Source organism: Streptomyces siamensis, assembly GCF_039543605.1.
GTDB classification, from domain to species: domain Bacteria; phylum Actinomycetota; class Actinomycetes; order Streptomycetales; family Streptomycetaceae; genus Streptomyces; species Streptomyces siamensis.
This window is the reverse complement of record NZ_BAABKB010000039.1, coordinates 52770-74019: the sequence shown is the minus strand read 5'-3', so window position 1 is coordinate 74019 and position 21250 is coordinate 52770. Positions and strand designations below refer to the sequence as shown.

Sequence of the window (21250 nt, the reverse complement as noted above, 5' to 3'; positions counted from 1 at the left end):
GGTCTGCTCCGCAGACACGACGCGACGTCGCTACGCGACGCTTCCCGCGCTCCGCGCGGAGACGGAACTCCGTTCCGTCTGACGGATCGCTCCGCGATCCGGAGATCCGGCTGACGCCGGATCAGTTCCGTACCGGCCTGCTCCGCAGTCCCGTACGGAACCTGACGCACCCTCCGGGCGCGCCAGAAAAGCGGCAGCAGTAGGGAGGGGTGACTCGGCTGACACGGCGTCAATGACCGCTGTGCGTAGCGGAATAGGCATGCTCGTCTTGCCGACGCTGGCACCTCTGATCCGTTCCAGTCACTTCCGGTCGGACTGTGTGCGTCACTTCCAACCCCGGCTCGAGTCTGGGATGATAGCTAGGTACCTCTCCCTGCCGTACCTTCCGGAATGGGAGGTCTCGATTTTGAAGCCTGGATGGAATCCAAAATTAAGGCAGATCGTCTCTCCGGACTCCGAGAATGCGAGGAATTGTGACTCAGATGGAATTGCGTCCGCATCAGGCCGAGGCAGTCGATAACGTCGTCCGTATCCTCGGAACACCCCCCGGAGGGCGCATGCCTGCCGACGGCCTGAGGACGCAGGTAATCGCCGCGACCGGTTCCGGTAAAACACTGATCGGCGTGGAATCCGCACACCGTCTTTCCGCGCGTCGGATTCTCGTCCTGGTGCCGACGCTGGATCTGCTGACGCAGATGGCCGGCGCGTGGCGTCGGGCGGGTCGGTCTGGGGCGATGGTTGGAGTGTGCTCGTTGCGGGCGGAGGAGAGTCAGGGGTTGCCGTGTACGACAGATCCTGACGAACTGGTCTCCTGGGTGCGGGACTTGGAGACGGTGACCGTTTTCGCGACGTATGCCTCGGTGGGTCTGGGCATCCTTCAGCGGGCGCACGCTGCTGGCTTGGGCGTTTGGAGCCTGATGGTCGTGGATGAGGCCCACCGCACAAGTGGTGACGGGCTGAAGCCGTGGGCGGCCGTGCACGATCAGACGCAGATTCCGGCGGAGCGGCGCTTGTACATGACGGCGACGGCGCGGGTGTGGGAGGCGGAGGGTGAGCGGCCGCGGTTGGTGGCGTCGATGGAGGACGGGTCCCCCGTGTTCGGGCCGGTGGCTTACAAGTTGACGTTGTCGGAGGCGATCGGTCGGGGGATTGTGGCGCCGTATCAGGTGCTGTGCCTCGACATCCGCGACCCCGGCTTGTATGCGGCTTTGACCAGTGAGGACACCGGGTCCGATGCAGTCCGGGGAGCGCGGTTGGCGGCTGTTCAGACGGGGTTGATGCGGGCTGCGGTGGAGGAGCGTTTCCGTCGGGTGCTGTCGTTCCACAGCCGGGTCCAGGAGGCGGAGGCGATGGCGGCCTCGGTGCCGGCGGTCGCCGCGCGGCTCGCGGACGACGAGCCCGACGTCTACCCGCCCGCGGCCCAGGTTTGGGCCGACTGGTTGTACGGCGAGCACTCCTCCGGGCATCGCCAGAAGGTGCTGAGTGAGTTCGCCTCGGATTTCCTCGGAGGACCCGACTATTCCGGCCACAATATGCGTGCAGAACTCCGCGTGCTGAGTTCCGTTCGCATTCTCGGTGAAGGGGTCGATACCGCAGAATGTGACGCAGTGCTTTTCTCGGATGCGCGGGGTTCGATGGTGGACATCGTGCAGATGGTGGGGCGTGCTCTGCGACTCCATCCAGGCCGGGGGAAACTCGCGTCTTTGGTGGTTCCGGTGTTCCTCGGGCCGGGTGAGGATCCGAACGAATTGCTCACTTCGGAGGCTTACAACAGCCTCAGCCGGATCCTTGGAGCTCTCCGGGCTCACGACTCGGACACGATCGAGGCCCTCGCGGACCCGCGGCTGCGCAACAGTCATTGGGTGGCCGAACACGGCGGCGAGGAAGCTCTGTTGGAGGGTGGCGAGGCTGATCAGGACGGCGTCGGCGGTGAGGCGGAGCGGGTTTCTGTGCGGGCGGCTGGGGTGCTGCGGTTCAGCGAGGAACGCGACCCGGCCGCGCTGACGCAGTTCGTGCAGCTGCGCGTCATCGACCCCGAAGGTGCCTACTGGCGGCGTGGCATCGAGGCTGCCACACGCTGGCTGCGCGAGACCGGCAACACCGAGCTGCGGGTGCCGTTCACGTACGTCACTCCAGAGGACTGGTCGTCATCTCTGGGGTCGCATCCGCTCGGCGTGTGGGTCGCAGATCAGCGCCGCTACTACGCGGCCGGAACGCTGGAAGCCTCGCGTGTTGAGGAGCTGGAGAAGTTGGGGATGGTTTGGTCCGTGCACGCGTCCGCGTGGGACGCCGGCCTCGCCGTCGCCCGCTCCTACGCCGCCGTCCACGGCCACTTCCTCCCGCCGGCCACAGCAGTCTTTGAGGGAACAGCGGTGGGGGTATTCGCCAAGAACGCTCGCGGAGCGGCCCGAAAGGCCCGTGAGAACGCCGAACGGCGCGCTCGTGGAGAGACAGGCGTGCCGTATGCCGGGGAGCTGTCAGCAAGCCGTATGGAGGCTCTCGCAGAGATCGATCCTGGGTGGTGCCCGGCGTGGGAGATCGGGTGGCAGCGTGCGTATCGGCTCGCCCTCGCCCACACGCGGGCCGGCGGCAGCCTGCCGAGCCGGGCGGGCGAGGTGATCGTGCAGGGCGAAGACCTCGGAACGTGGATCGCCGCGCAACGGGCTGGGTGGGACCAGCTGGTCCCGGCGCAGCGGTTCCTGCTGGAGACGATCGGCGTGGAGCCCGCGGCTGAGGGCGAGGCGGTGGTGCCAGCACGGCGGACGCAAGCCGACCGCTGGTCTACCCACCTCGCGGCCGCCCGCCAGTTCCACGCCCGCGAAGGCCACCTCCGAGTCCCGAGGAAACACGTCGAGGAGCTGACCGAAGAGGGCGGCGAGAGCGGCACGTCCGTCCGGCTCGGGGGGTGGCTCGACAACACCCGGCGTCGGGCGGACAAGCTCACACCGGAACGCCGGGCGGCGTTGGATGAGCTCGGGATGCGGTGGTAGCTGGACGTTGAGATCCCCCGGCGTGCCCTGTGCGCCCGAGGGAAGGGCGTCAGGTGGCGGCATTCACCAGGTCGGTCAGTTCGGCCTCAGTAGTCCCGGCACGCAGCTGTACGTCGAAGGTGTAGCCCTCATCGCGTCCAGCCCGTGCAGATCGTGGAATCCTCGGTCTCCTTGGGTTGGCCGGTAACCAGCTGCCGCACCCAACGGCGAGGCAGTCCCCTGCAGAGCGGTGCCGCTGCAGGGGCATCTGCCGCTGATCAGCTGACGACGCTTTCGCGGTTGTGTTCGGGGACTGACTCCAGCTTGGAGGCTTCTTTGTTGTCTGCCAGGGCGGCGAGGTACCGCTCGGTGTCCAGCGCTGCTGCGCAGCCGCTGGCGGCGGCGGTGATGGCTTGGCGGTAGGTGTGGTCGACGACGTCGCCGGCGGCGAAGACGCCGCGCAGGTTCGTGCGCGTCGAGGGCGAGAGGACCTTGAGGTAGCCGGCGTCGTCCAACTCCAACTGTTGCTTGAACAGTTCGGTGCGCGGCTCGTGGCCGATCGCGATGAACAGGCCGGTGACGTCGAGGTCGCGAGTCTGGCCGGTGAAGACGTCGCGGAGTACGACGCCGGCGAGCTTGCCGTCCGCTTCCTTGATCTCGGCGATCTCGCTGTCGAAGGCGAAGGAGATCTTGTCGTCGGAGAAGGCGCGGTTCTGCATGACCTGGGAGGCGCGCAGGGTGGAGCGGCGGTGCACGACGGTCACGGACTTGGCGAAGCGGGTGAGGAAGGTGGCTTCCTCCATGGCGGTGTCGCCTCCGCCGACTACGACGATGTCGCGGTCGCGGTCGCGGAAGAAGAAGCCGTCGCAGGTTGCGCACCAGGACACGCCCCGGCCGGACAGTTCGTCCTCCTTGGGCAGGTCGAGCTTGCGATAGCCGGACCCGGTCGCGACGATCACGGCCTTGGCCTGGTGGACGTTTCCAGCGGTATCGGTGACGGTCTTGATGTCCCCGGTCAGGTCGACCTCGACGATGTCGTCGTCGACCATCTCGGCTCCGAAGCGCTCGGCCTGGGCTCGCATGTTCTCCATGAGGACCGGGCCGTCGATGCCCTCGGGGAATCCGGGGAAGTTCTCGACCTCGGTCGTCGTGGTCAGCGCGCCACCGACGAAGATGGCGCCGCCGAAGACGAGCGGCTTGAGTTCGGCGCGGGCGGTGTAGAGGGCGGCGGTGTATCCGGCGGGGCCGGAGCCGATGACGATGACCTCGCGTATGCCGGTGTCCGTCACGGACGTCACGCTTCCTGCTGGGCGTCGATCTCGGCGATCAGGGCCTCGATGCGGGTCTTGATCTCGTCGCGGATCGGGCGCACGGACTCCACACCCTTGCCCGCCGGGTCTTCGAGGGCCCAGTCGAGGTACTTCTTGCCGGGGAAGATCGGGCAGGCGTCGCCGCAGCCCATGGTGATGACGTAGTCGGATGCCTGGACAGCTTCCGTGGTCAGGATCTTCGGCTTCTGGTCGGCGATGTCGACGCCGACTTCCTTCATGGCCTCGACCGCGGCGGGGTTGACCTGGTCGCCCGGGATGGAGCCGGCGGAGCGGACCTCGATCCGGTCGCCCGCGAGGTGGTTCAGGAATCCGGCGGCCATCTGCGAGCGCCCGGCGTTGTGGACGCAGACGAACAGGACGGAGGCGAGCGGGCTGGAGGACATCGGTTCTTCCTTCACGGTGTGGATCGGGTGGTGCAACTGGTGGGGCGTGGGGTTCAGCGGCTCGGCAGGGAGTCGAGAAGTTCGGTGATGTGGGCGTCGATCTCGTCGCGGATGCTGCGCACGACGGCGATCGGGGCGCCCTCGGGGTCGGCGACGGGCCAGTCCAGGTAGCGGCGGCCGGGCACTACCGGGCAGGCGTCGCCGCAGCCCATCGTGATGATGATGTCGGCGGCCCGGACCACTTCGTCGGTGAGCGGTTTGGGGAAGACATCGGCGGTATCGGCGCCGGCCTCTGTGATGGCCTGCGCGACCACCGGTTCCACGGCGGGGGCCGGTTGCGTGCCCGCCGAAGACACGACCACATGACCGGCTGCACGGTGGGCGAGAAGAGCGGCACCCATCTGCGAGCGCCCCGCGTTGTGGCTGCACACGAAGAGCACGCGCGGCAGACCGACTCCCGGCGCTCCCTCGACGTGGGCGAGTGCGTCCAGCCGCTCGGCCGCGAAGCGTTCTGCCAGGACGACCAGGTGGGTGCGTACGTGGGCGTGCTCGGCGAGGCGGGTGTAGGAGTCGGTAACGAGGCGCTGCACGGTCTCGGCCGAGAAGCGGCCCCGATAGCGGACAGCGAGCCGGGCAGCGCCGGCCGCTAGGCGTTCATCGGGCAGAACAGGGGGTGGGAGTGCGGTCATGAGAAACCCCTTCGATGGGGTGCGGGCCCCAGGGTTCAGGCCAGGCTGGTATCAGCCCGGAGTGATGTGACAGTATCAGTCCATGATGACGTCAGTCGACACTGATCTGATCCGGGTTCTGGCCGACCCGCTGAGGCTCCAGATCGTGACCCTTCTTGCCCGGGAGACGCTGTGCAGCACGCACCTGATCGAGGAGACGGGTGCCAAGCAGACCAACCTCTCCAACCATCTGAAGGTGCTGCGCGAGGCCGGGATCGTCGAGACCGAGCCGTGCGGCCGGTTCACGTACTTCCGGCTCAAGCCCGACGTCATCGCCTCCCTCGCCGGACAGTTCGCCGACCTGGCGGAGACCGCACGCGTCACCGCCGAGAACAACATCAAGCGGTCCTGCCCCTGATCCCCGTCGCCGAGGCGACTGCACCGAGGAGTCTTTGTTGACCGCCACGCACGAGTCCGTCACGGGGTCCGCAACAGCAGCCGAGCCACAACCGGCGCCGGGCGCCACTCCGCCCCGTGCTCCGCTGGCCGCCAGGGCCGCCGCCGAACTGGTCGGCACGGCAGCGCTGGTGGCGGTTGTGGTCGGCTCCGGAATCCAGGCCACCGAGCTGACCCACGACGTCGGCCTCCAGCTGCTCGCCAACTCCCTGGCTACCGTCTTCGGACTCGGCGTACTGATCACCTTGCTCGGACCGGTCTCCGGCGCGCACTTCAACCCAGCCGTCACGCTGGCCGAATGGTGGGCCGCCCGACGGGGCGGCGCCGGAGTCACCCTTCGGGAAGCGGCCGTGTACGTCCCCGCGCAGATCGTCGGCGCGATCGCGGGCGCCGTCCTGGCGAACGCCATGTTCGGCGAGCAGCTGGTCAAGTGGTCCACACACGACCGTTCTGCCGGGCACCTGCTGCTCGGCGAGGTCGTGGCGACCGCCGGACTGATCCTGCTGATCTTCGGCCTGGCCCGCACCGACCGCCTGCGCTTCGCCCCTGTGGCCGTCGCCTCCTACATCGGCGCCGCCTACTGGTTCACCTCCTCGACGTCCTTCGCCAACCCGGCGGTGACGATCGGACGCGCCTTCACCGACACCTTCGCCGGCATCGCTCCCGGGTCGGTGGCAGGGTTCATCGGCATGCAGCTGGTTGGTGCCGTGGTGGGGCTGGCGCTGGTGGCGCTCATCTTCATGCCCGGCCGAGCCCCTGCGGAGCAGTCCACCGCATGAGAGCAGCAAAGACGCAGGTCGTGGTGATCGGCGGCGGTCAGGCCGGACTCGCCGCCGGGTACCACCTGCGCCGCCTGGGCCTGGACTTCGTCATCCTCGACGCCCAGGCCCAGGCGGGCGGCGCATGGCAACACGCCTGGGACTCCCTGCGCTTGTTCTCCCCGGCCGCGTACTCCTCGCTGCCCGGGCGCCTCATGCCCGTACAGTCCGGCGAGACCTACCCGGACGCACGCCACGTCGTGGGCTACCTCACCGACTACGAGAAGCGATACGAGCTGGCGGTGCAACGCCCCGTCCGTGTGGAAGCCGTGCGCCGGGACGACGGAGTCCTGCGCGTCGAGACGGACTGCGGAACGTGGCTTGCCCAGGCCGTCATCAGCGCCACCGGCGCGTGGTGGCGCCCGTTCATGCCCGCCGTCCTGGGCCGGGCAGACTTCGCCGGCCGTCAGCTGCACACGACGGGCTACCGGCGCCCGTCCGACTTCGCCGGGCAGCGCGTCGTGGTGGTCGGCGGCGGAAACTCCGGCGCACAGATCGCGGCCGACCTCGCCGACCACGGCGGGATTGACCTGACCTGGGTGACTCAGCGCCCGCCGCGCTACCTCGCCGACGACATCGACGGCCGCGCCCTGTTCGACGCCGCGACCGCCCGCCGCCGCGCTCTGGACGAAGGCCGCTCCGACACCGGAGGTGTCGCCTCACTCGGCGACATCGTCGCCGTACCGCCGGTCCGCCTCGCACGCGATGCTGGACTGCTCAAGGCCCAGCCCATGTTCCAGCAGCTCACGTCCGACGGCGTGCAGTGGAGCGACGGCACCACAGCCCCCGCGGACGCAGTGATCTGGTGCACCGGCTTCCGCCCCGCCCTGTCCCACCTCGGCCCGCTGGGCCTGCGCGGCACACGCGGCCACATCGCCACCAAGGGCACCCGCGCGGTGGGCGAGCCCCGGCTGCACCTGCTCGGCTACGGCGACTGGACCGGGCCTGCCTCTGCGACACTCATCGGCGTCGGCCGCACTGCCCGCGAAGCCGCGCACCAGATCGCGCGCCAACTGAGCACCTGAGCAAGCGAGCCTTTACCCCAGCTGCGGTCTGCAGCGAGGAGTGGAACCCGCGACCGAGGACGTTGAAGTCAGCGTGAGCGGCTGAGCCGGGACAGGACGTGCGCGGCGTCCCGGCCCGCCCCGCGCAGGGTCTTGGAGGAGAAGCTGCGCTGGAACTCCATGCCGACGAACCCCAGTCCGGGCACCGTGGTGGCGATGCCGCCGCGGTGCAGTGGCCGACCGTCCGCGTCCAGGGCACCGCTGCCGGTCAGGTAAGGGAACGCGAGGCGGTAGCCGGTCGCCAGAACTACCACGTCAACGGCTTCCTTCGCGCCGTCGGCCCAGACGACCCCCTCGGCCGTGAGCCGGCTGAATATCTGCCGCTGGTCGACGCCGTGCCGGTCCAGAGCGGTGCGGTAGTGCCCGTCGTCGAGGACCGACACCGGGACTTTCGCCAGCAGGCGCCGGATGGGGGCGACGTCGAGTCCGGTGCGCTTCAGCCACCAGTGCAGATCACGGCCCAGCGGGCGCTGTGCCATCCATCCGATCGGCCGCCGGGTGGCCAGCGTGGTGTCGGCGACCTCGCCCAGCTCGGCGGCGATCTGAATCGCGGAGTTCCCACCGCCCACCACGACGACCCGCTGACCGGCGAACATCCCCGGGCTGCGGTAGTCGGCGGCGTGCAGTACCCGCCCGGCGAAATCCGCCCGCCCGGGCAGGTCCGGAAGATACGGCGTGCCGTAGTCGCCGCTCGCGGCGATGACCACTCGCGCCGTGAACTCCCGGCCGTCTCCGGCGCGTACCGACCAGACGTCGCCCCGGCGGGTGACCGATGTGACTGTCGTGGAGGCGTGAATGTCCGCGGTAAGCCGGCGGGCGTAGGCGCGCAGGTAGTCCACCACTTCGTCCCGTGTCGGGTAGCGGTCTGGATCGCCGGGGAAGGGCATGCCCGGGAGGGACGAGTACCGGGCCGGGGAGAACAGGGTGAGGCTGTCGTAGTAGCGCGGCCACGCCCCGCCCGGCTGGTCACGTGCCTCCAGAACCAGGACGCGGGCCAGGCCGTGACGCGGAGCGAGGGCAGCGCTGGCCAGACCGGACTGTCCGGCGCCGATGACGATGAGGTCGGCATGTTCCATGAGATCGTGGACCTTCTATTGTGTCGTTGTTTCGGGAAGTGACGAAATGTTGGGCGGGAGCGGTGAACGCAGTCAGCAGTGACGGGTTCGCGGCGGATGCGGCGACGGCCGACTTCCTCAAAGCACTGGCGAGCGAGACCCGGCAGAAGGTGTTGCAGCAGTTCGCCGGCGGCGTGGAACTGACCGTCGGGGAGATCGCCGAGCGGTGCGCACTGAAGCCGTCGACCGCCTCAGAGCACCTCAGCCTGCTGCGCCGCGGCGGCCTGGTCCGCTCCCGCAAGGAGGGCAAGCAGGTCTTCTACCGCGCCGACGGCGCGACCATGGCCGAGCGGCTGGGTGCACTGCAGGAGTACCTGGCGCGCTGCTGCCCTCCGGACTGCGCCTGACCAGCAGCGCCAGGCATCGTCCGGTCAGATGCGCAGGTCGAGCATGGCGGACATCGCAGCGACCACGGACGGGGCCACCCGGTAGTAGACCCAGGTACCGCGCCGCTCGGACGTGAGCAGTCCGGCTTCGCGCAGCTTCTTCAAGTGGTGGGAGACGGTCGGCTGGGACACGCCGACGTCGGAGATGTCGCAGACGCAGGCCTCGCCACCCGCATACGAGGCGACCTTGGAGAACAGACGCAGCCGCACGGGGTCGGACAGCGCCTTGAACATCGCGGCCATCTTCTCCGCGTCGGCCTGCGACAGTTCCCCGGCGGTGATCGGCGGGCAGCACGGCACCTCAGCCCCGGCATCCAGGACGGGCAGCTCGACAACCTCTGACTTCGACATGCGTCTATGTTGACACTCGTCGATACGAGGTGGCAAGCTCCAGACATCGACAGGTATCGAAACAAGGAGTCGTCGTGACTACTCGGATCCGCACCGCTGTCGCCGCTGCCCGGGCCCGCCGTACGGCTCGTCACCTGGACGGCGTCAGCTTCTGCGACGGCTGCGCACAGGTCTGCGACGCTTCCTGCCGGGCCACGGCCCAGCAGCGGCGCGCCCAGTCCGCCCTCTCCTTCACCCGCTGATTCGTCCCCACCACTCAGGGAGATCGACCACCATGAGCGAGCAGCAGCTCCCCGTCGTCGTCATCGGAGCCGGTCCCGCCGGCCTGGCCGCGGCCGCCCACCTTGTCGAGCGCGGCATCGAGCCCCTGGTTCTGGAGGCCGGACCGGCCGCCGCCGCTGCGGTGCGCGAGTGGAGCCACGTCCGTCTGTTCTCCACCTGGGGCGAGCTCACAGACCCGGCCGCCGAAAAGCTGCTCGCCCCGACCGGCTGGACCAAGCCGGACGCCGCCAGCTACCCCTCAGGCGGCGACTGGGCCGAGCGCTACCTGCAGCCACTGGCCGACGCCCTGGGCGACCGCGTCCGCTACGGCGCGCGCGTCACTGGTGTCTCCCGCACCGGACGCGACCGCATCGTCGACGCCGACCGTGAGGGCCAGCCCTTCGTCGTGCACTTCACCACCGTCGCCGGTGATGAGGAGCGTGTCTTTGCCCGCGCCGTCATCGACGCCTCCGGCACCTGGACAACGCCCAGCCCGGCCGGGGCCAGCGGTCTGGCCGCCCTCGGAGAAAGGGCCGCTGCCGACCGGGTCACCTACCGCGTGCCCGACCTCAAGGACCCGGCCGTCCGCGCCCGCTACGCCGGACGGCGCACCGCCGTCATCGGCTCCGGTGCCTCCGCCTTCACCGCGCTCGCCACCCTCGCCAAGGACGAGCCGGGCACGCACACGGTGTGGGTACTGCGGCGCGGCATCAGCGGATCGACGTTCGGCGGCGGCGAAGCCGACCAGCTGCCCGCCCGCGGCGCACTCGGACTGGCCGCGAAGGCCGCGGTCGACAACGGCTACGCCGACGCGGTCACCGGCTTTCGCACCGAGGCGATCGAGCGAGCGGACGACGGACGGTTGATCCTCGTCGGCGAGGACGGCCGGCGCCTCGACCCGGTGGACGAGGTCATCGTGCTGACCGGCTTCCGGCCCGACCTGTCCTTCCTCTCCGAGATCCGTCTCGGCCTGGACGAGCGACTCCAGGCACCCGTCGAGCTGGCACCGCTGATCGACCCCAACCAGCACTCCTGCGGCACCGTCTACCCCCACGGCCACCGCGAACTGTCCCACCCCGAGCAGGGCATCTACCTGGTCGGCATGAAGTCCTACGGCCGCGCTCCCACGTTCCTGGCCATGACCGGATACGAGCAGGTCCGCTCCGTCACCGCCGCCATCGCCGGCGACCTCGATTCCGCCGACCGCGTCGAACTCACCCTCCCCGAAACGGGTGTGTGCGGCGGCGCGGGTCTCTTCGACCACCCGGCAGCCGGACAGAGCGACGGCGGAGGCTGCTGCGCGCCGGCGCCCCAACTCGTACAGATCGGCATCGGCGCCCCCACCACGGCTGCTGTCACCGAGGACTCACCGTCCGGTGGCTGCTGCTGAGCCTTAACCGCCAGGTGCCCCAGCTGCCACGGCCGGGGCACGTCCACCCCAACGGCAGGAGGACCCGTCATGTCCCGAGTACAGCTCGCCCTGCGCGTCCCCGACCTCGAAGCCTCGATCGCCTTCTACAGCAAGCTGTTCGGCGCCGAACCGGCCAAGCTGCGCGACGGCTACGCGAACTTCGCCATCGCCGAACCCCCGCTGAAGCTCGTCCTGGTCCAGGGCGCGCCGGGCGAGGACACGCGGATGGACCACCTCGGCGTCGAAGTCGAATCCTCCGAAGCCGTCCACGCCGCGACCACCCGCCTGGCGGACCAGGGCCTGGCGACGGACGTGGAGAACGACACCACCTGCTGCTACGCCCTGCAGGACAAGGTGTGGGTCCACGGACCCGGCCGCGAACCGTGGGAGGTGTACGTCGTCAAGGCCGACGCCGACACGCTGGCCAAGCAGAAGGACAGCACCTGTTGCGCCGGCACGGCCGAACCGGCCGCGGCCAGCGGCGGCTGCTGCTGACCGCGCGATGACCAACCTTCACACCAGCGAGGCCGCGACCGGCGCCGGGGACCGGTCGCGGCCTCGCGCCGCTCTGCCTGCCCTGTGCGCCACCCAGATCACCAGCTGGGGCATCATCTACTACGCCTTCCCCGTCCTGAACCCGCAGATCACCCAGGCCACCGGCTGGCCTGCCGGGGCTACCACGGCCGCGTTCTCCGCCGCCCTGCTCGTCTCCGCGATCGCCGGCATCCGCGTCGGCCGAATCATCGACCAACGTGGCCCGCGCGCCGTGATGACCACCGGCTCCATCCTCGGCGTCCTCAGCATCCTCATCGTGGCCGCAGCCCCGAACCTGGCCGTCTTCGCCGTCGGCTGGCTGCTCGCCGGGATGGCGATGGCGGCCACGTTCTACCAGCCGGCGTTCGCTGCGCTCACACGCTGGTGGGCCCCCGACCACATCCGCGCCCTCACCATCGTCACCCTGGCCGGCGGCCTCGCCTCCACCGTCTTCGCGCCCCTCACCGCAGCGCTCGCCGCACACATGTCCTGGCGCGCCACCTACGCTGTCCTGGCCGTGGTCCTCGCTGTCGTGACGATCCCGGCTCACGCCCTCGCACTGAACGCCCCCTGGCCCGCAGCGCCGCCGTCCCCCGCCCACGTCACCGGCGGCGCGGACACCGTGGCCCGCAGCCGGCCGTTCTGGCTGCTGGCCACCGCCCTGACGCTTTCCGCGTTCAGTGTCTACGCCGTCGTCGTCGCCCTTGTCCCGCTCCTGCTCGAGCGCGGCTTCACCACCGGCCAGGCCGCCTGGGCCCTCGGCCTGGGCGGCGCCGGACAGACTCTCGGCCGCACCCTGTACGCCTCCCTCGCCCGCCACACAGGGCCAACTGCCCGCACAGTCACACTCATCGGCCTGGGCGGCCTCACCACAGCCGCTCTGGCACTTGTCCCCGGGCCCTACACACTGCTGGTCGCCCTCTCGGTTGCGGCCGGCATGGTCCGCGGCAACATCACCCTCCTGCAGGCCACCGCCATCACCGACCGCTGGGGCACCACCCACTACGGCCGACTGTCCGCACTCCTCGCAGCGCCCGCGACTGCAGCCTCCGCCCTTGCCCCCTTCGCCGGTGCCGCCCTGAACGCACCACTGGGCGGATACCCGCACGTGTTCGCACTGCTGGCCGCCCTTTCCATGCTCGCCTCGCTCATCGCTCTCGGCGCGGCCGTACGCCCTCCGCGTGACTGACCCACCCGCTGCCCGCCCCGGCCCGGCTTCTGCACCCCCACCCCCACCCGCACCGCCCCCTTTCCTGGATACCGCCCCACCCTCACGAAACCTGAAACACCCCGAGACAGGTCAACCGACCGGGTGAACTCCCAACACCCCAGGCCAGCACCCAGATCAGCGTCTGCTACCGCCTCCTCGAACCCAAGCCCTTTCCCACAGCCCTCGCCCACGTGAGGGCCGGAGGGGCGCTGCCTGAGCGGGCGGGCGAGGTGATCGTGCAGGGCGAAGACCTCGGAACGTGGATCACCGCACAGCGCGCGGGCTGGGAGCAGCTGGTTGTGGCGCAGCAGTACCTACTCGAGACGATCGGGGTCGAGCCTCCGGCAGAGGGTGAGGCGACGGTGCCGGCGCGGCGGACGCACGCCGACCGGTGGGCCACCCACCTCGCGGCCGCCCGACAGTTCCACGCCCGCGAAGGGCACCTCCCAGTCCCGAGAAAGCACGTCGAAGAGCTGCCTGGCGAAGACGGTGAAAGCGGCACCCCAGTCCGGCTCGGAGGATGGCTCGACAACACCCGGCACAGGGCCGACAAACTCACCCCGGAACGCCGAGCGGAACTCGATGAACTCGGCATGCGCTGGTAGTCCTGGCGTGGGGGCATCAGCGGGCTCGGAGTGCGTGCTGGTGCGCGAGTGGTGGGGCCTCTGGCTTCCGCTGCCCCAACCTGTTCGTGCGTCTCCTTGTGGCCGTCGCGGATCGTGCTTCGACACAGAACGCGTCGGCCCGGACGTGTGAGTCCGGGCCGATGCGTTCTGTGTTTGGTGAAGTTTCTACCGAACGGGCGGAAGGGCGATGGCCGCCGCCCATGCGCTGGCGGCCGCACCGAACATCTCGGTGCTGCCCGGCAGCCCATGGATGAAGAGGTACGTCGCAACGGTGAATGAGAAACAGCCAAAAGCCGTCAGCGCAATACGTGTACACGTCCGGGCGGCGCGCAGAACACGACGGCGCCGGGCGCGACGGGACCGCATGCGCTGGCGGGCGCGCTGGTGGCGCTGCAGCACCCGCACGTCCGCCTCGATCACCGCGATCCGCTGGCGGCGACGGTGGAGATCGTCCTCAATCACCGCGATCTGGTGCCGCTTGAAGTCGAGGACGGCCTCGGCCACGGCCGCCTCGCCGCGACGGCCGGCCAGGTCCAGCACGGCCTCGGCGAGGAGTTCCTCGAGGAAGTTCCGCTCGCCGAGGGGCTGTCCCTGTGGCGTCGGCACGCCGGGCGAAGGGTTGGGGGATGACATCGCGCTTTCCTCCTATGCACGTGGCCGAGGCCGAAAAGCCTGTGGCCCGACCGGGGTTACATCCCAGTCGGGCCACAGGCTGCATCCGTTACACGCGTTGCCTGTTCCTTCTGTGCTCGTCTCGCGTGCGCTCGCGGTTCCTTCTGTAGGAGCGATACCGCATGGCGGTTGTGGGCCTGTTCTCGTGTTCGAGGCTGACCGATGAGTTGGGGCGGTGGCTGCGCAGGTAGTGGTGGGACACCCCGGCCACCAGGACCGGAATATTCACGAGGAGGTGGATGGGGGCGGAGGCGTTTCCGGACCAGATCACCATGGTCATCAGGACGCACGCGCCGACGATCCCGGTCAGCAGTCCTGCTTGGGCGAGTGTGCGGGCGGGGTTGAAGCGGGGCCGGTTCTCAGGCCTTTTTGTGGAGTTGCCGGTGCGCCGCCGCTTCGGCTCAGCGGCTGCTCGCTTGGTCTGCCGGGGGAACGGCTCGGACCGCGGCCTTGGCACTGACACCGCCGGCGTCGCTGGATTTTGCTGTTCGGCTGTGCCCGGCTGCTCGGCGGTCGCCGGACCGGAGCTCACGCCGGTGTTCTGCGTCGCGGTGTTCTTCGCTTCGAGCAGCATGAGCTCCTCGCCGCGCTGGAGGATCGCGTCGAAGCGGGCGGCCTTCGTCTCCTCGTTCGCCGGATCTGGGAGGGGCTCGGCGAAGAACTCGGCGAGGTCTGCCTCGAATTCCGCGTCGGGTTCTGGGAGCAGTTCCTCGCCGGCGAGTGGCAGCGGCGGGTACGTCGGTGCAGGTGCGGCCTGGGTGTCGTCACGGTCGTCGTTCACTGGCCCGTCCCTTCGTCTCGCATCCTCTTCGCCTTCGCGCGCCCGCGTGCCAGGTGCTGCCGTTCGAGGTTTTCGCTGATGCCCTTGATCACGGCGCGTTCCGCGGCCGGGTAGCCGTCGTGTTCCAGCTGGACGCTCAGCCGTTGTTGTTCGGGCAGTTTGGCCATCAGCTCTTTGAGCTGGGTGATCTCGTAGGCGTTCTCCGGGAGGGTTTCGCCGTCGGTGACCTGCGGCTCGCGGCCGCGGCGGAGAGCGGGGTCGTGGTCGATCCGGTCGCGGGCGATATGCGCGGCGGTACGACGGCGGCGCACGTTGTCGCCGATGATGTCCACACATCGCCGGTGCAGGATGCACAGAAAGTAACTTCTGCGCTGATCACTATCATATTCGCGCAATTCCTCCCATTTCACCCACATTTGTGACATCGCTTCCTGGGTGGCAGCCTCTGCCTCCCACTGCTGCAGCCGGTGGCGGCCTCGGCCGTATCTCACCCCGTTGGCGTACCACTGCCTGTAGAACGCCTCGAATTCGTCCTGCTTGCGGTGGTGGCCGGTCATGGGCGCCCGCCGTGTGCACCGGTCGTCATGGTCTTCCCGTCGCGCGTGCCGCGGGCGCCACGCGCCCCGATCCGAAGCAGTCGCCCGCCGCGCGGCATTCGTTACACCCCCGGCCAGACTTTTCTGAGGCAGCCGGACACCGCCTCCAAACGCCCGTCCCTGCCGATGTCCGCTGTCGTGCCTCAACGAGTCCGGCCCGGCGATGGCAACGCTCGGCCGTATGAACTCAGCACAGCAGCGACACGGGAGCCTCACCCGCATCTGACACCCGGAGAGCCGATACCGGCCGTGCCAGGGCTCGTCGGCCACTGGGTGATGGGTTGGTAAGCAGAGCGACGACAACGGTGGCTGCCGGCCCTGCCGTCTCTGCGTAGAAGCGTTCTTCCAACAGCCCCCCTGCGGCGCCATCGTGGCGGCCGGAGGCCGCGTACACCGTGGCGGTGGCCCTCGACGGGTCCACCGCGGTGACGACCCTGACGTACTGGTGGCCGCAGCCCGGCCTGCGGGTCGCGCAGCGCGGCCGGGCCGAGCCGTCACGTGGGCCCATCGGCGCCCCGGTTCGTGCCCCGGCGGCAGACGGGCCGATCTGGTCAGCGTGACGGCGGGTCTCCGTCCCTGCCGCCCGGACCCAGCAGCATGTAGAGGAGTGTCACCACGGCGACAGCGACTTAGGGAGCAGTGGGGCAGGGGCGGCGTCATCGTCGGGGACCACCACCCCCCGCGGGTGCGGGGAGCAGCTGTGGTTTCTCGTCCATCGCGAAGACGACGGCATTGGCAGGCGGGGCGAGGTAAAGGCCGACGGCATCGCGGATCTTGTCGATCAGGAACGGGTCGGGTGAGATCTTGAAGGTCTCAGTCCGCCACGGCTGCAGGCCGAAGGCGTTCCAGATCCGCAGCACGCTTGCCGGCGATATCCCCACGACCTTGGCCAGCTCCCGCTTCGACCAGTGCGTCCCGCCCTGTGGCGTCTGCTCCAGGGTGCGGGTCACGACCTCTTCCACCTGGGCATCGGTGATGGTCCGCGGCACCCCGGGCCGCGGCTCGTCGGCGAGTCCGTCCAGTCGTCGGGCAAGGAACCGTGTGCGCCAGCGGCGCACGGTACCGACACCGAGTCGTGCGGCGACCACGGTGTTGTTCCAGCCGTTCGCGCACGCCAGCACGATGCGTGCGCGAACGGCTAGTCCCTGGGTGGTCGAGCGGCGCTTGGCCCAGCTCTCCAGCGTCAGCCGCTCGGCCTCCGACAACACGACAGGTTCCAGTCGGGTATCGCCCATCCACGCAGCACAGCGCGAGCGCGCTACCCGCCGCAGCAGAACGCGGCAATCTGAAAGAGGGGGCGCCTCACGTGGCGACCCACGACCTCGAAACCAGATCACTAGTACGTCCTGCGAGGCGCCGTTCCTAGCGCATCAGCAGTCCTCGCATCCCCAGCCCGTAGTGCACGCGCAGCCGGTGCAGCTCCCACAGGCCCACCGCCGTGACGGAGAGCGGGGCGCCCAGGATGAACACGTACCGGATCACCGTCGGCACGCCCTCGTGGGCGCCGGTGAACATGTCGATCAGTGCCATCCCCCACGCCAACGCCATGATCAGCAGCGGCGGCACCGTCTCGTGGATGTCCGCGGTGCGGAACACGTGCTGGACGGCGAGTCCCACGCCCCAGACGACGAACGGCGTCACCCAGAAGAGGATGAAGAGGGTGACCGCGAGGATGAGGCCCTTCGTCACGGTGAAGTGGCCCTCCACGAGGGGTTCCTGGCCCTCGAAGAACCCTGAGAGCACGATGATCGGGAAGACGGAGGCCGCCGCCATCATGGCCACGATCGCGCCGAAGCACCGCCCCGCTCGGCGCAGCAGGTCCCGTCGCGCCGCCGGAGTGGCCAGGCCGTACAGGACGCCGACGACGACCGGGAGGATCGCCGCCAGCACGAGGGCGCTGGTCCACGACTTGTCGACCTGTTCGTCCGCCGCATCGCTTAGCTTGGGGGCGAGCTTGTAGGCGTAGGACATCCACAGGAACGCGCCCACGCCGACCAGGGTCCTGATCTTCCGCATCCGCGCCACCTCAGGATCCGAGACGATGCCCGGCCGTGACGGGGTGAAGACCCTGCGCGCGGTGTGGATGGGGCCGATCCGCCGCCGCAGCCGGGTGATCGGCCCGCCCGGCGGCGGCACCGGCGGCCCCGGGTAGGGCGGCTGGGGCTGGGGCGGCATGTAGGGCTGGGGCGGCATGTAGGGCTGGGGCGGATAGGGCTGAGGTGGCTGCGGCTGGTAGGGCTGCGGCCCCTGGGGCGGCTGTCCGCCCGGGTTCCAGTTGCTCATCGTTCGTCCCCCGATATGCGAGTGTGCGCCGCGATGGGCGCGATCGCCGAGTGTATTGAGCACACAGGGTCCGCGCAGCCCTCGCCCCGGGTCGTGCACCGAACGGCCGCAATTATGCAAGCATGCTTGCTTGTTTTCTTCGGCGCTGCCATGCCCGAGGGGAGCGTCCCGTGTCCGATCCGACGCCCGTGTTCGACGACCTGCGCGAGGAGAGCGAGGAACTCGACCGGCTGGTGGCCGAGTTGAGCGCCGAGCAGTGGGCGCTCGCCACCCCGGCGCCCGGCTGGAGCGTCGCCCACCAGATCGCGCATCTCGCCTGGACGGACCATTCGGCGCTGCTGGCCGCGACCGACACGGACGCCTTCCACATCCTGGTGGAGAGCGCTGGTGTCGCCGGGCTCCTTCGTCGACGACGGTGCCGAGGAGGACCGCTACGCCGGGACCTACCTCGGCAAACGCGAACTACGCGCGCTGGTCGCCAACTCTCGCCTCCAGGTCTACGAAAACCCGAAGGCGTTCCTGACCTGCAACCACTGAGCGGCTGACGTTGCAGAACTGGGCCATGCGGCGTTCGACGGCTCAGGGGTTGGCGAATCGGGCGCGGAAGGTGCTCGCCTGTGCCGCGGGCGGGAACAACACGGCCGTTGCCGCGCGGCTGGGGATGGACCGCAAGACGGTGGCGCGGTGGCGTACCAGGTTCCTACGCGACCGGCTGGACGGGCTGTCCGACGAACCGCGCCCCGGGGTCCCGCGCACTATCACCGATGCCCAGGTGGAAGAGGTGGTGGTGCGCACGCTCGAAGAGGTGCCCGAGGGTGCCACCCACTGGTCGAAACGGGAGCTGGCCCGCCAAGTGGGGATCTCACCGACGAGCGTGCTGCGGATCTGGCGGCCTTCGGGCTGCAGCCCTGGCGCACGGAAACTTTCAAGATCTCTCCGGACCCGCTGCTGATCGACAAGATCCGTGACGTGGTCGGACTGTATCTCGCCCCGCCGGCGAACACGGCCGTCTTCGCGGTCGACGAGAAACCGCAGATCCAGGCCCGGGAACGGACAGCGCCGGTGCTGCCGATGGTGCCCGGCACCCCTGAGCGCCGCAGCTTCGACTACGTCCGGCACAGCACCGTGGACCTGTTCGCCGCCCTGAACACCGCCACCGGCAAGGTGATCGGGAAGCTGTCCGCACAGCAGCGCGCAGTCGACTTCCGTGACTTCCTCGACGAGATCGACCGCCAGACCGATCCCGGCCTGGCGGTCCACGTGATCTGCGGCAACCTCTCCGCCCACAAGGCGCCGACGGTGCACAAGTGGCTGCTTGCGCATCCCCGCTTCCAGCTGCACTTCACCCCGACCGACTCGTCCTGGATCAACCAGGTCGAGCGGTGGTTCGCGGAGCTGGAACGACGCTGCATCAACCGCATCTGCCGCTACTGCGACAGGATCTCCGGACCGGGACACTAGCCCAGAGAGGGCGTCTGCCGCACCGATGGCAAGCGCTCCGTCTCCTGCAAGCACTTTGCCTGCGTCGACTGGGAAAGCCTCACCCTCACGGAATGCTTCGCCCTGACCCGGCGGACGACGAGCCACGGGACGTTGACCGTCGGCGTACATCATTCGATGACGTACGCCGACGATCGTGACGCACGTACCAGCAGGCCTGCGTCGCTCGCGCTCTGACAGCAAGTAGCCAACTTGCTCGGGGACTTCAGGGAGGACAAGCGTTGGCACACCGATCAACCCTTGAATGCCGTCCCCAGACCTGCTCTTGTGCTCCGCACTGGCCTCTCCGGACCCTGCCCGGCTCCTGATTAAGCTGGATCCGCGGGAGGGCGTTTGCGGCGTTCCGCGTGTCCCAGCTTTCTCACGATCGCCCGCACCGGCATCTGCCGAGCACGTTCCAGGATGTAGAGGCCCCCGGCTGTCACCGGTTGCGGTGAGCTGTGGATTTAAGGGTTCAGGAGCAGCCTGCACGCGGGCCGAGTTCCGTGATCGCTGAGGGCCCGGCTTCCCCTGCCCGGCTAGGGTTCTCGGTCATAGCCCGGTCCCGTAACGCTCTGGCGGGGCCGGACATCTTCCCCGCACTGATGACAAGGCCGTGGGAGGCCAGGCTGCGGCGCAGGGCCGCGGAGGTGGTGATGCCGCGTTCCAGGGCGCGGCTCTTCAATTCCCAGCGCATCACAACCTCTCCCCCACGCCCACACCGAGGCGGTCGGCGACCCGGGTGTTCGCCCGCACCCATGCCTGCTCGACGTGTTCCTTGCGTACGTGGATGTAGCCGCTCGTGGTGGTCAGCCACTCGTGCCCGAGCAGCTGCTGGATCGCTTTCAGGTCCACGCCCCGTTCGTACAGGGACGAGGCGCAGAAGTGCCGCAGGCCGTGCGGGTCAACCGGCCTGCCCATAAAGGCAGATGCGCCGTGACCGCTTGGGCGAGGGCGGCCCGCAGACGTGATGCGCTCACCCGGCCCGGCCGGCCGTCCGGCATCCGGCGTTCGCTGGGAAACATCGGCACGCCGGGCGTGTGCAGGTCATCGTCGAAACGAGGACGGATCTGTGCAAGCCACCAGCCCAGCAGCACGTCGACGCCGTCGATACCCGGGACCAGGCGGGCTTTGGGTCCGCGGCCCATGCTGCCCTTACCGAAGCGGACATGGAGCTTGCCGAAGCCTCCCAGGTCCGGGTGCCAGTCGGCGACGTCCAGCATCACCGACTCGTTGATCCGCAAACCCGCCCGCCGCCACAACGACGCCATCACATAATTGCGGACCGCTGGCACGTACTTACGTGCCTGGACCGTCTGGTCGCGCCAGCCGTCGAACAGGCAAGTCACCTCCTCGATCGTGGGCGGCACCCTTACCCGGCCGTCGTGGGGGCGCCGGGGCCGGTTGAACTCATCGACCGGCTGCACCACCGTCCAGCCCGTCCGCGCCTGCACCTCCTGCTGATAGCGGGTGATGACGAAGGTGTAGAAGCGGGCCAGGGTGTTCGCCCGGTCATACACCGTCGACCGCGCCAGCCCCTGCCCCCGCAAATCGGCCAGCCACGCATCCGCATCTGTCGGCTGCACCGCCCACAGCCCGCGCCCGAGAAAAGCAGCGAACTGTATGAGCGTCGTACGGTCATCCGCGAGCGAACCGTCCGTGAACCCCGCCCCCATCCCCGCGAGCACGAACCGGTCCACCAGCTCCCCCTCCAGAGCCCTCAGCCGACCCGTAGCCAGGCCGGCATCCGGATCGGACAAGGAACGCACCACCCCCACCGCCCCTTGCCCGGCCTGCTCTCCCTCTTTCCTGGATACCGCCCAGCCCTCACGAATCCTGAAGGATCCCAAGACAGA

The 21250-nt window shown here is 69.2% G+C and carries 24 protein-coding genes and 1 pseudogene; 13 read left to right on the top strand and 12 right to left on the bottom strand.

Going from position 1 to position 21250, the window contains the following annotated elements; all coding sequences use genetic code 11:
• Positions 1 to 482: 482 nt before the first annotated feature.
• A complete protein-coding gene (locus ABEB03_RS37280) occupies positions 483 to 2990 on the top strand; it encodes a DEAD/DEAH box helicase (protein ID WP_345657352.1) in 2508 nt (835 codons plus the stop codon).
• A gap of 257 nt (positions 2991 to 3247) precedes the next feature.
• On the opposite strand, the gene trxB is transcribed toward ABEB03_RS37280, so the two are convergent.
• Genes trxB through ABEB03_RS37265 form a run of 3 tightly spaced genes read right to left on the bottom strand, consistent with a single transcriptional unit; the run spans position 3248 to position 5372 of the window.
• A complete protein-coding gene (trxB, locus tag ABEB03_RS37275; protein ID WP_345657358.1) occupies positions 3248 to 4258 on the bottom strand; it encodes a thioredoxin-disulfide reductase in 1011 nt (336 codons plus the stop codon).
• A gap of 5 nt (positions 4259 to 4263) precedes the next feature.
• Entirely contained in the window at positions 4264 to 4683 is a 420-nt protein-coding gene (locus tag ABEB03_RS37270) for an arsenate reductase ArsC (RefSeq protein WP_345657351.1), read from the bottom strand.
• A gap of 53 nt (positions 4684 to 4736) precedes the next feature.
• Entirely contained in the window at positions 4737 to 5372 is a 636-nt protein-coding gene (locus ABEB03_RS37265; RefSeq protein WP_345657350.1) for an arsenate-mycothiol transferase ArsC, read from the bottom strand.
• Between the two features lie 82 nt (positions 5373 to 5454).
• On the opposite strand from ABEB03_RS37265, the gene ABEB03_RS37260 reads away from it, so the two are divergent.
• The 3 genes from ABEB03_RS37260 to ABEB03_RS37250 are packed head-to-tail and all read left to right on the top strand — an operon-like array spanning position 5455 to position 7650.
• Positions 5455 to 5769 carry an ArsR/SmtB family transcription factor gene (locus tag ABEB03_RS37260; protein ID WP_345657349.1) on the top strand — a complete coding sequence of 105 codons (315 nt, stop codon included), beginning with the start codon at positions 5455 to 5457 and terminating at the stop codon, positions 5767 to 5769.
• A gap of 37 nt (positions 5770 to 5806) precedes the next feature.
• Positions 5807 to 6586 (top strand): MIP/aquaporin family protein, encoded by a 780-nt coding sequence (locus tag ABEB03_RS37255; RefSeq protein WP_345657348.1) that lies wholly within the window; start codon positions 5807 to 5809, stop codon positions 6584 to 6586.
• Positions 6583 to 7650: an ArsO family NAD(P)H-dependent flavin-containing monooxygenase gene (locus tag ABEB03_RS37250; protein WP_345657347.1), complete on the top strand. Its 1068-nt coding sequence runs from the start codon at positions 6583 to 6585 to the stop codon at positions 7648 to 7650. The genes ABEB03_RS37255 and ABEB03_RS37250 overlap by 4 nt, the downstream gene beginning before the upstream one ends.
• Positions 7651 to 7718: 68 nt before the next feature.
• On the opposite strand, the gene ABEB03_RS37245 is transcribed toward ABEB03_RS37250, so the two are convergent.
• Positions 7719 to 8765, bottom strand: coding sequence for a flavin-containing monooxygenase (locus tag ABEB03_RS37245; RefSeq protein WP_345657346.1), 1047 nt, complete (start codon positions 8763 to 8765; stop codon positions 7719 to 7721).
• 62 nt (positions 8766 to 8827) lie between these two features.
• Between ABEB03_RS37245 and ABEB03_RS37240 the strand changes: the two genes are divergently transcribed.
• Positions 8828 to 9151 (top strand): ArsR/SmtB family transcription factor, encoded by a 324-nt coding sequence (locus tag ABEB03_RS37240; protein WP_345657345.1) that lies wholly within the window; start codon positions 8828 to 8830, stop codon positions 9149 to 9151.
• A 24-nt stretch (positions 9152 to 9175) separates the two neighbouring features.
• Here ABEB03_RS37240 and ABEB03_RS37235 read toward each other — a convergent pair whose 3' ends face one another.
• Positions 9176 to 9541, bottom strand: a complete 366-nt coding sequence (locus tag ABEB03_RS37235) for an ArsR/SmtB family transcription factor (protein ID WP_345657343.1) — start codon at positions 9539 to 9541, stop codon at positions 9176 to 9178.
• Between the two features lie 74 nt (positions 9542 to 9615).
• On the opposite strand from ABEB03_RS37235, the gene ABEB03_RS37230 reads away from it, so the two are divergent.
• The 5 genes from ABEB03_RS37230 to ABEB03_RS37210 all read left to right on the top strand — a co-directional run bounded on the left by ABEB03_RS37230 (position 9616) and on the right by ABEB03_RS37210 (position 13562).
• Positions 9616 to 9783, top strand: a complete 168-nt coding sequence (locus tag ABEB03_RS37230) for a hypothetical protein (protein WP_345657342.1) — start codon at positions 9616 to 9618, stop codon at positions 9781 to 9783.
• Positions 9784 to 9815: 32 nt separating this feature from the next.
• A complete protein-coding gene (locus ABEB03_RS37225) occupies positions 9816 to 11192 on the top strand; it encodes an NAD(P)-binding domain-containing protein (RefSeq protein WP_345657341.1) in 1377 nt (458 codons plus the stop codon).
• Between the two features lie 69 nt (positions 11193 to 11261).
• Positions 11262 to 11708 carry an ArsI/CadI family heavy metal resistance metalloenzyme gene (locus ABEB03_RS37220; protein ID WP_345657340.1) on the top strand — a complete coding sequence of 149 codons (447 nt, stop codon included), beginning with the start codon at positions 11262 to 11264 and terminating at the stop codon, positions 11706 to 11708.
• 7 nt (positions 11709 to 11715) lie between these two features.
• Positions 11716 to 12936: an MFS transporter gene (locus ABEB03_RS37215; protein WP_345657339.1), complete on the top strand. Its 1221-nt coding sequence runs from the start codon at positions 11716 to 11718 to the stop codon at positions 12934 to 12936.
• Between the two features lie 257 nt (positions 12937 to 13193).
• A complete protein-coding gene (locus ABEB03_RS37210) occupies positions 13194 to 13562 on the top strand; it encodes a helicase associated domain-containing protein (protein WP_345657338.1) in 369 nt (122 codons plus the stop codon).
• A gap of 186 nt (positions 13563 to 13748) precedes the next feature.
• Here the strand turns inward: ABEB03_RS37210 and ABEB03_RS37205 are convergent, their stop codons facing one another.
• The 5 genes from ABEB03_RS37205 to ABEB03_RS37185 all read right to left on the bottom strand — a co-directional run bounded on the left by ABEB03_RS37205 (position 13749) and on the right by ABEB03_RS37185 (position 17915).
• Positions 13749 to 14216 carry a hypothetical protein gene (locus tag ABEB03_RS37205; RefSeq protein WP_345657337.1) on the bottom strand — a complete coding sequence of 156 codons (468 nt, stop codon included), beginning with the start codon at positions 14214 to 14216 and terminating at the stop codon, positions 13749 to 13751.
• An 88-nt stretch (positions 14217 to 14304) separates the two neighbouring features.
• Positions 14305 to 15036, bottom strand: a complete 732-nt coding sequence (locus ABEB03_RS37200) for a hypothetical protein (RefSeq protein WP_345657336.1) — start codon at positions 15034 to 15036, stop codon at positions 14305 to 14307.
• Positions 15033 to 15593 carry an RNA polymerase sigma factor gene (locus tag ABEB03_RS37195; protein ID WP_345657334.1) on the bottom strand — a complete coding sequence of 187 codons (561 nt, stop codon included), beginning with the start codon at positions 15591 to 15593 and terminating at the stop codon, positions 15033 to 15035. The genes ABEB03_RS37200 and ABEB03_RS37195 overlap by 4 nt, the downstream gene beginning before the upstream one ends.
• 695 nt (positions 15594 to 16288) lie before the next feature.
• Positions 16289 to 16867, bottom strand: a complete 579-nt coding sequence (locus ABEB03_RS37190) for an IS630 family transposase (RefSeq protein WP_345657332.1) — start codon at positions 16865 to 16867, stop codon at positions 16289 to 16291.
• 127 nt (positions 16868 to 16994) lie between these two features.
• A complete protein-coding gene (locus tag ABEB03_RS37185) occupies positions 16995 to 17915 on the bottom strand; it encodes a hypothetical protein (protein ID WP_345657331.1) in 921 nt (306 codons plus the stop codon).
• A gap of 170 nt (positions 17916 to 18085) precedes the next feature.
• On the opposite strand from ABEB03_RS37185, the pseudogene ABEB03_RS37180 reads away from it, so the two are divergent.
• The 3 genes and pseudogenes from ABEB03_RS37180 to ABEB03_RS37170 form a co-directional block, all read left to right on the top strand.
• Positions 18086 to 18341, top strand: a pseudogene (locus ABEB03_RS37180) (maleylpyruvate isomerase N-terminal domain-containing protein); the annotation flags it as partial.
• Between the two features lie 136 nt (positions 18342 to 18477).
• On the top strand, positions 18478 to 18867 hold the full coding sequence (locus ABEB03_RS37175; protein WP_345657330.1) for a helix-turn-helix domain-containing protein: 390 nt from the start codon (positions 18478 to 18480) through the stop codon (positions 18865 to 18867).
• Positions 18801 to 19376: an IS630 family transposase gene (locus ABEB03_RS37170; protein WP_345657357.1), complete on the top strand. Its 576-nt coding sequence runs from the start codon at positions 18801 to 18803 to the stop codon at positions 19374 to 19376. Before ABEB03_RS37175 ends, ABEB03_RS37170 begins: the two co-directional genes overlap by 67 nt.
• A 714-nt stretch (positions 19377 to 20090) precedes the next feature.
• Here ABEB03_RS37170 and ABEB03_RS37160 read toward each other — a convergent pair.
• Both ABEB03_RS37160 and ABEB03_RS37155 read right to left on the bottom strand, forming a co-directional pair.
• Positions 20091 to 20249 carry a hypothetical protein gene (locus tag ABEB03_RS37160; protein WP_345657329.1) on the bottom strand — a complete coding sequence of 53 codons (159 nt, stop codon included), beginning with the start codon at positions 20247 to 20249 and terminating at the stop codon, positions 20091 to 20093.
• Positions 20240 to 21154 (bottom strand): tyrosine-type recombinase/integrase, encoded by a 915-nt coding sequence (locus ABEB03_RS37155; RefSeq protein ID WP_345657328.1) that lies wholly within the window; start codon positions 21152 to 21154, stop codon positions 20240 to 20242. Before ABEB03_RS37155 ends, ABEB03_RS37160 begins: the two co-directional genes overlap by 10 nt.
• Positions 21155 to 21250 lie beyond the last annotated feature (96 nt).

Bases quoted from the DNA above. Each gene is read 5' to 3' on its own strand.
- ABEB03_RS37265 (WP_345657350.1), bottom strand. From the start codon at position 5,372: ATGACCGCACTCCCACCCCCTGTTCTGCCCGATGAACGCCTAGCGGCC.
- ABEB03_RS37175 (WP_345657330.1), top strand. From the start codon at position 18,478: ATGCGGCGTTCGACGGCTCAGGGGTTGGCGAATCGGGCGCGGAAGGTG.
- ABEB03_RS37225 (WP_345657341.1), top strand. From the start codon at position 9,816: ATGAGCGAGCAGCAGCTCCCCGTCGTCGTCATCGGAGCCGGTCCCGCC.
- ABEB03_RS37190 (WP_345657332.1), bottom strand. From the start codon at position 16,867: ATGGGCGATACCCGACTGGAACCTGTCGTGTTGTCGGAGGCCGAGCGG.
- ABEB03_RS37260 (WP_345657349.1), top strand. From the start codon at position 5,455: ATGATGACGTCAGTCGACACTGATCTGATCCGGGTTCTGGCCGACCCG.
- ABEB03_RS37245 (WP_345657346.1), bottom strand. From the start codon at position 8,765: ATGGAACATGCCGACCTCATCGTCATCGGCGCCGGACAGTCCGGTCTG.
- ABEB03_RS37185 (WP_345657331.1), bottom strand. From the start codon at position 17,915: ATGAGCAACTGGAACCCGGGCGGACAGCCGCCCCAGGGGCCGCAGCCC.
- ABEB03_RS37220 (WP_345657340.1), top strand. From the start codon at position 11,262: ATGTCCCGAGTACAGCTCGCCCTGCGCGTCCCCGACCTCGAAGCCTCG.
- ABEB03_RS37280 (WP_345657352.1), top strand. From the start codon at position 483: ATGGAATTGCGTCCGCATCAGGCCGAGGCAGTCGATAACGTCGTCCGT.
- ABEB03_RS37235 (WP_345657343.1), bottom strand. From the start codon at position 9,541: ATGTCGAAGTCAGAGGTTGTCGAGCTGCCCGTCCTGGATGCCGGGGCT.
- ABEB03_RS37250 (WP_345657347.1), top strand. From the start codon at position 6,583: ATGAGAGCAGCAAAGACGCAGGTCGTGGTGATCGGCGGCGGTCAGGCC.
- ABEB03_RS37195 (WP_345657334.1), bottom strand. From the start codon at position 15,593: ATGACCGGCCACCACCGCAAGCAGGACGAATTCGAGGCGTTCTACAGG.
- ABEB03_RS37205 (WP_345657337.1), bottom strand. From the start codon at position 14,216: ATGTCATCCCCCAACCCTTCGCCCGGCGTGCCGACGCCACAGGGACAG.
- ABEB03_RS37270 (WP_345657351.1), bottom strand. From the start codon at position 4,683: ATGTCCTCCAGCCCGCTCGCCTCCGTCCTGTTCGTCTGCGTCCACAAC.
- ABEB03_RS37215 (WP_345657339.1), top strand. From the start codon at position 11,716: ATGACCAACCTTCACACCAGCGAGGCCGCGACCGGCGCCGGGGACCGG.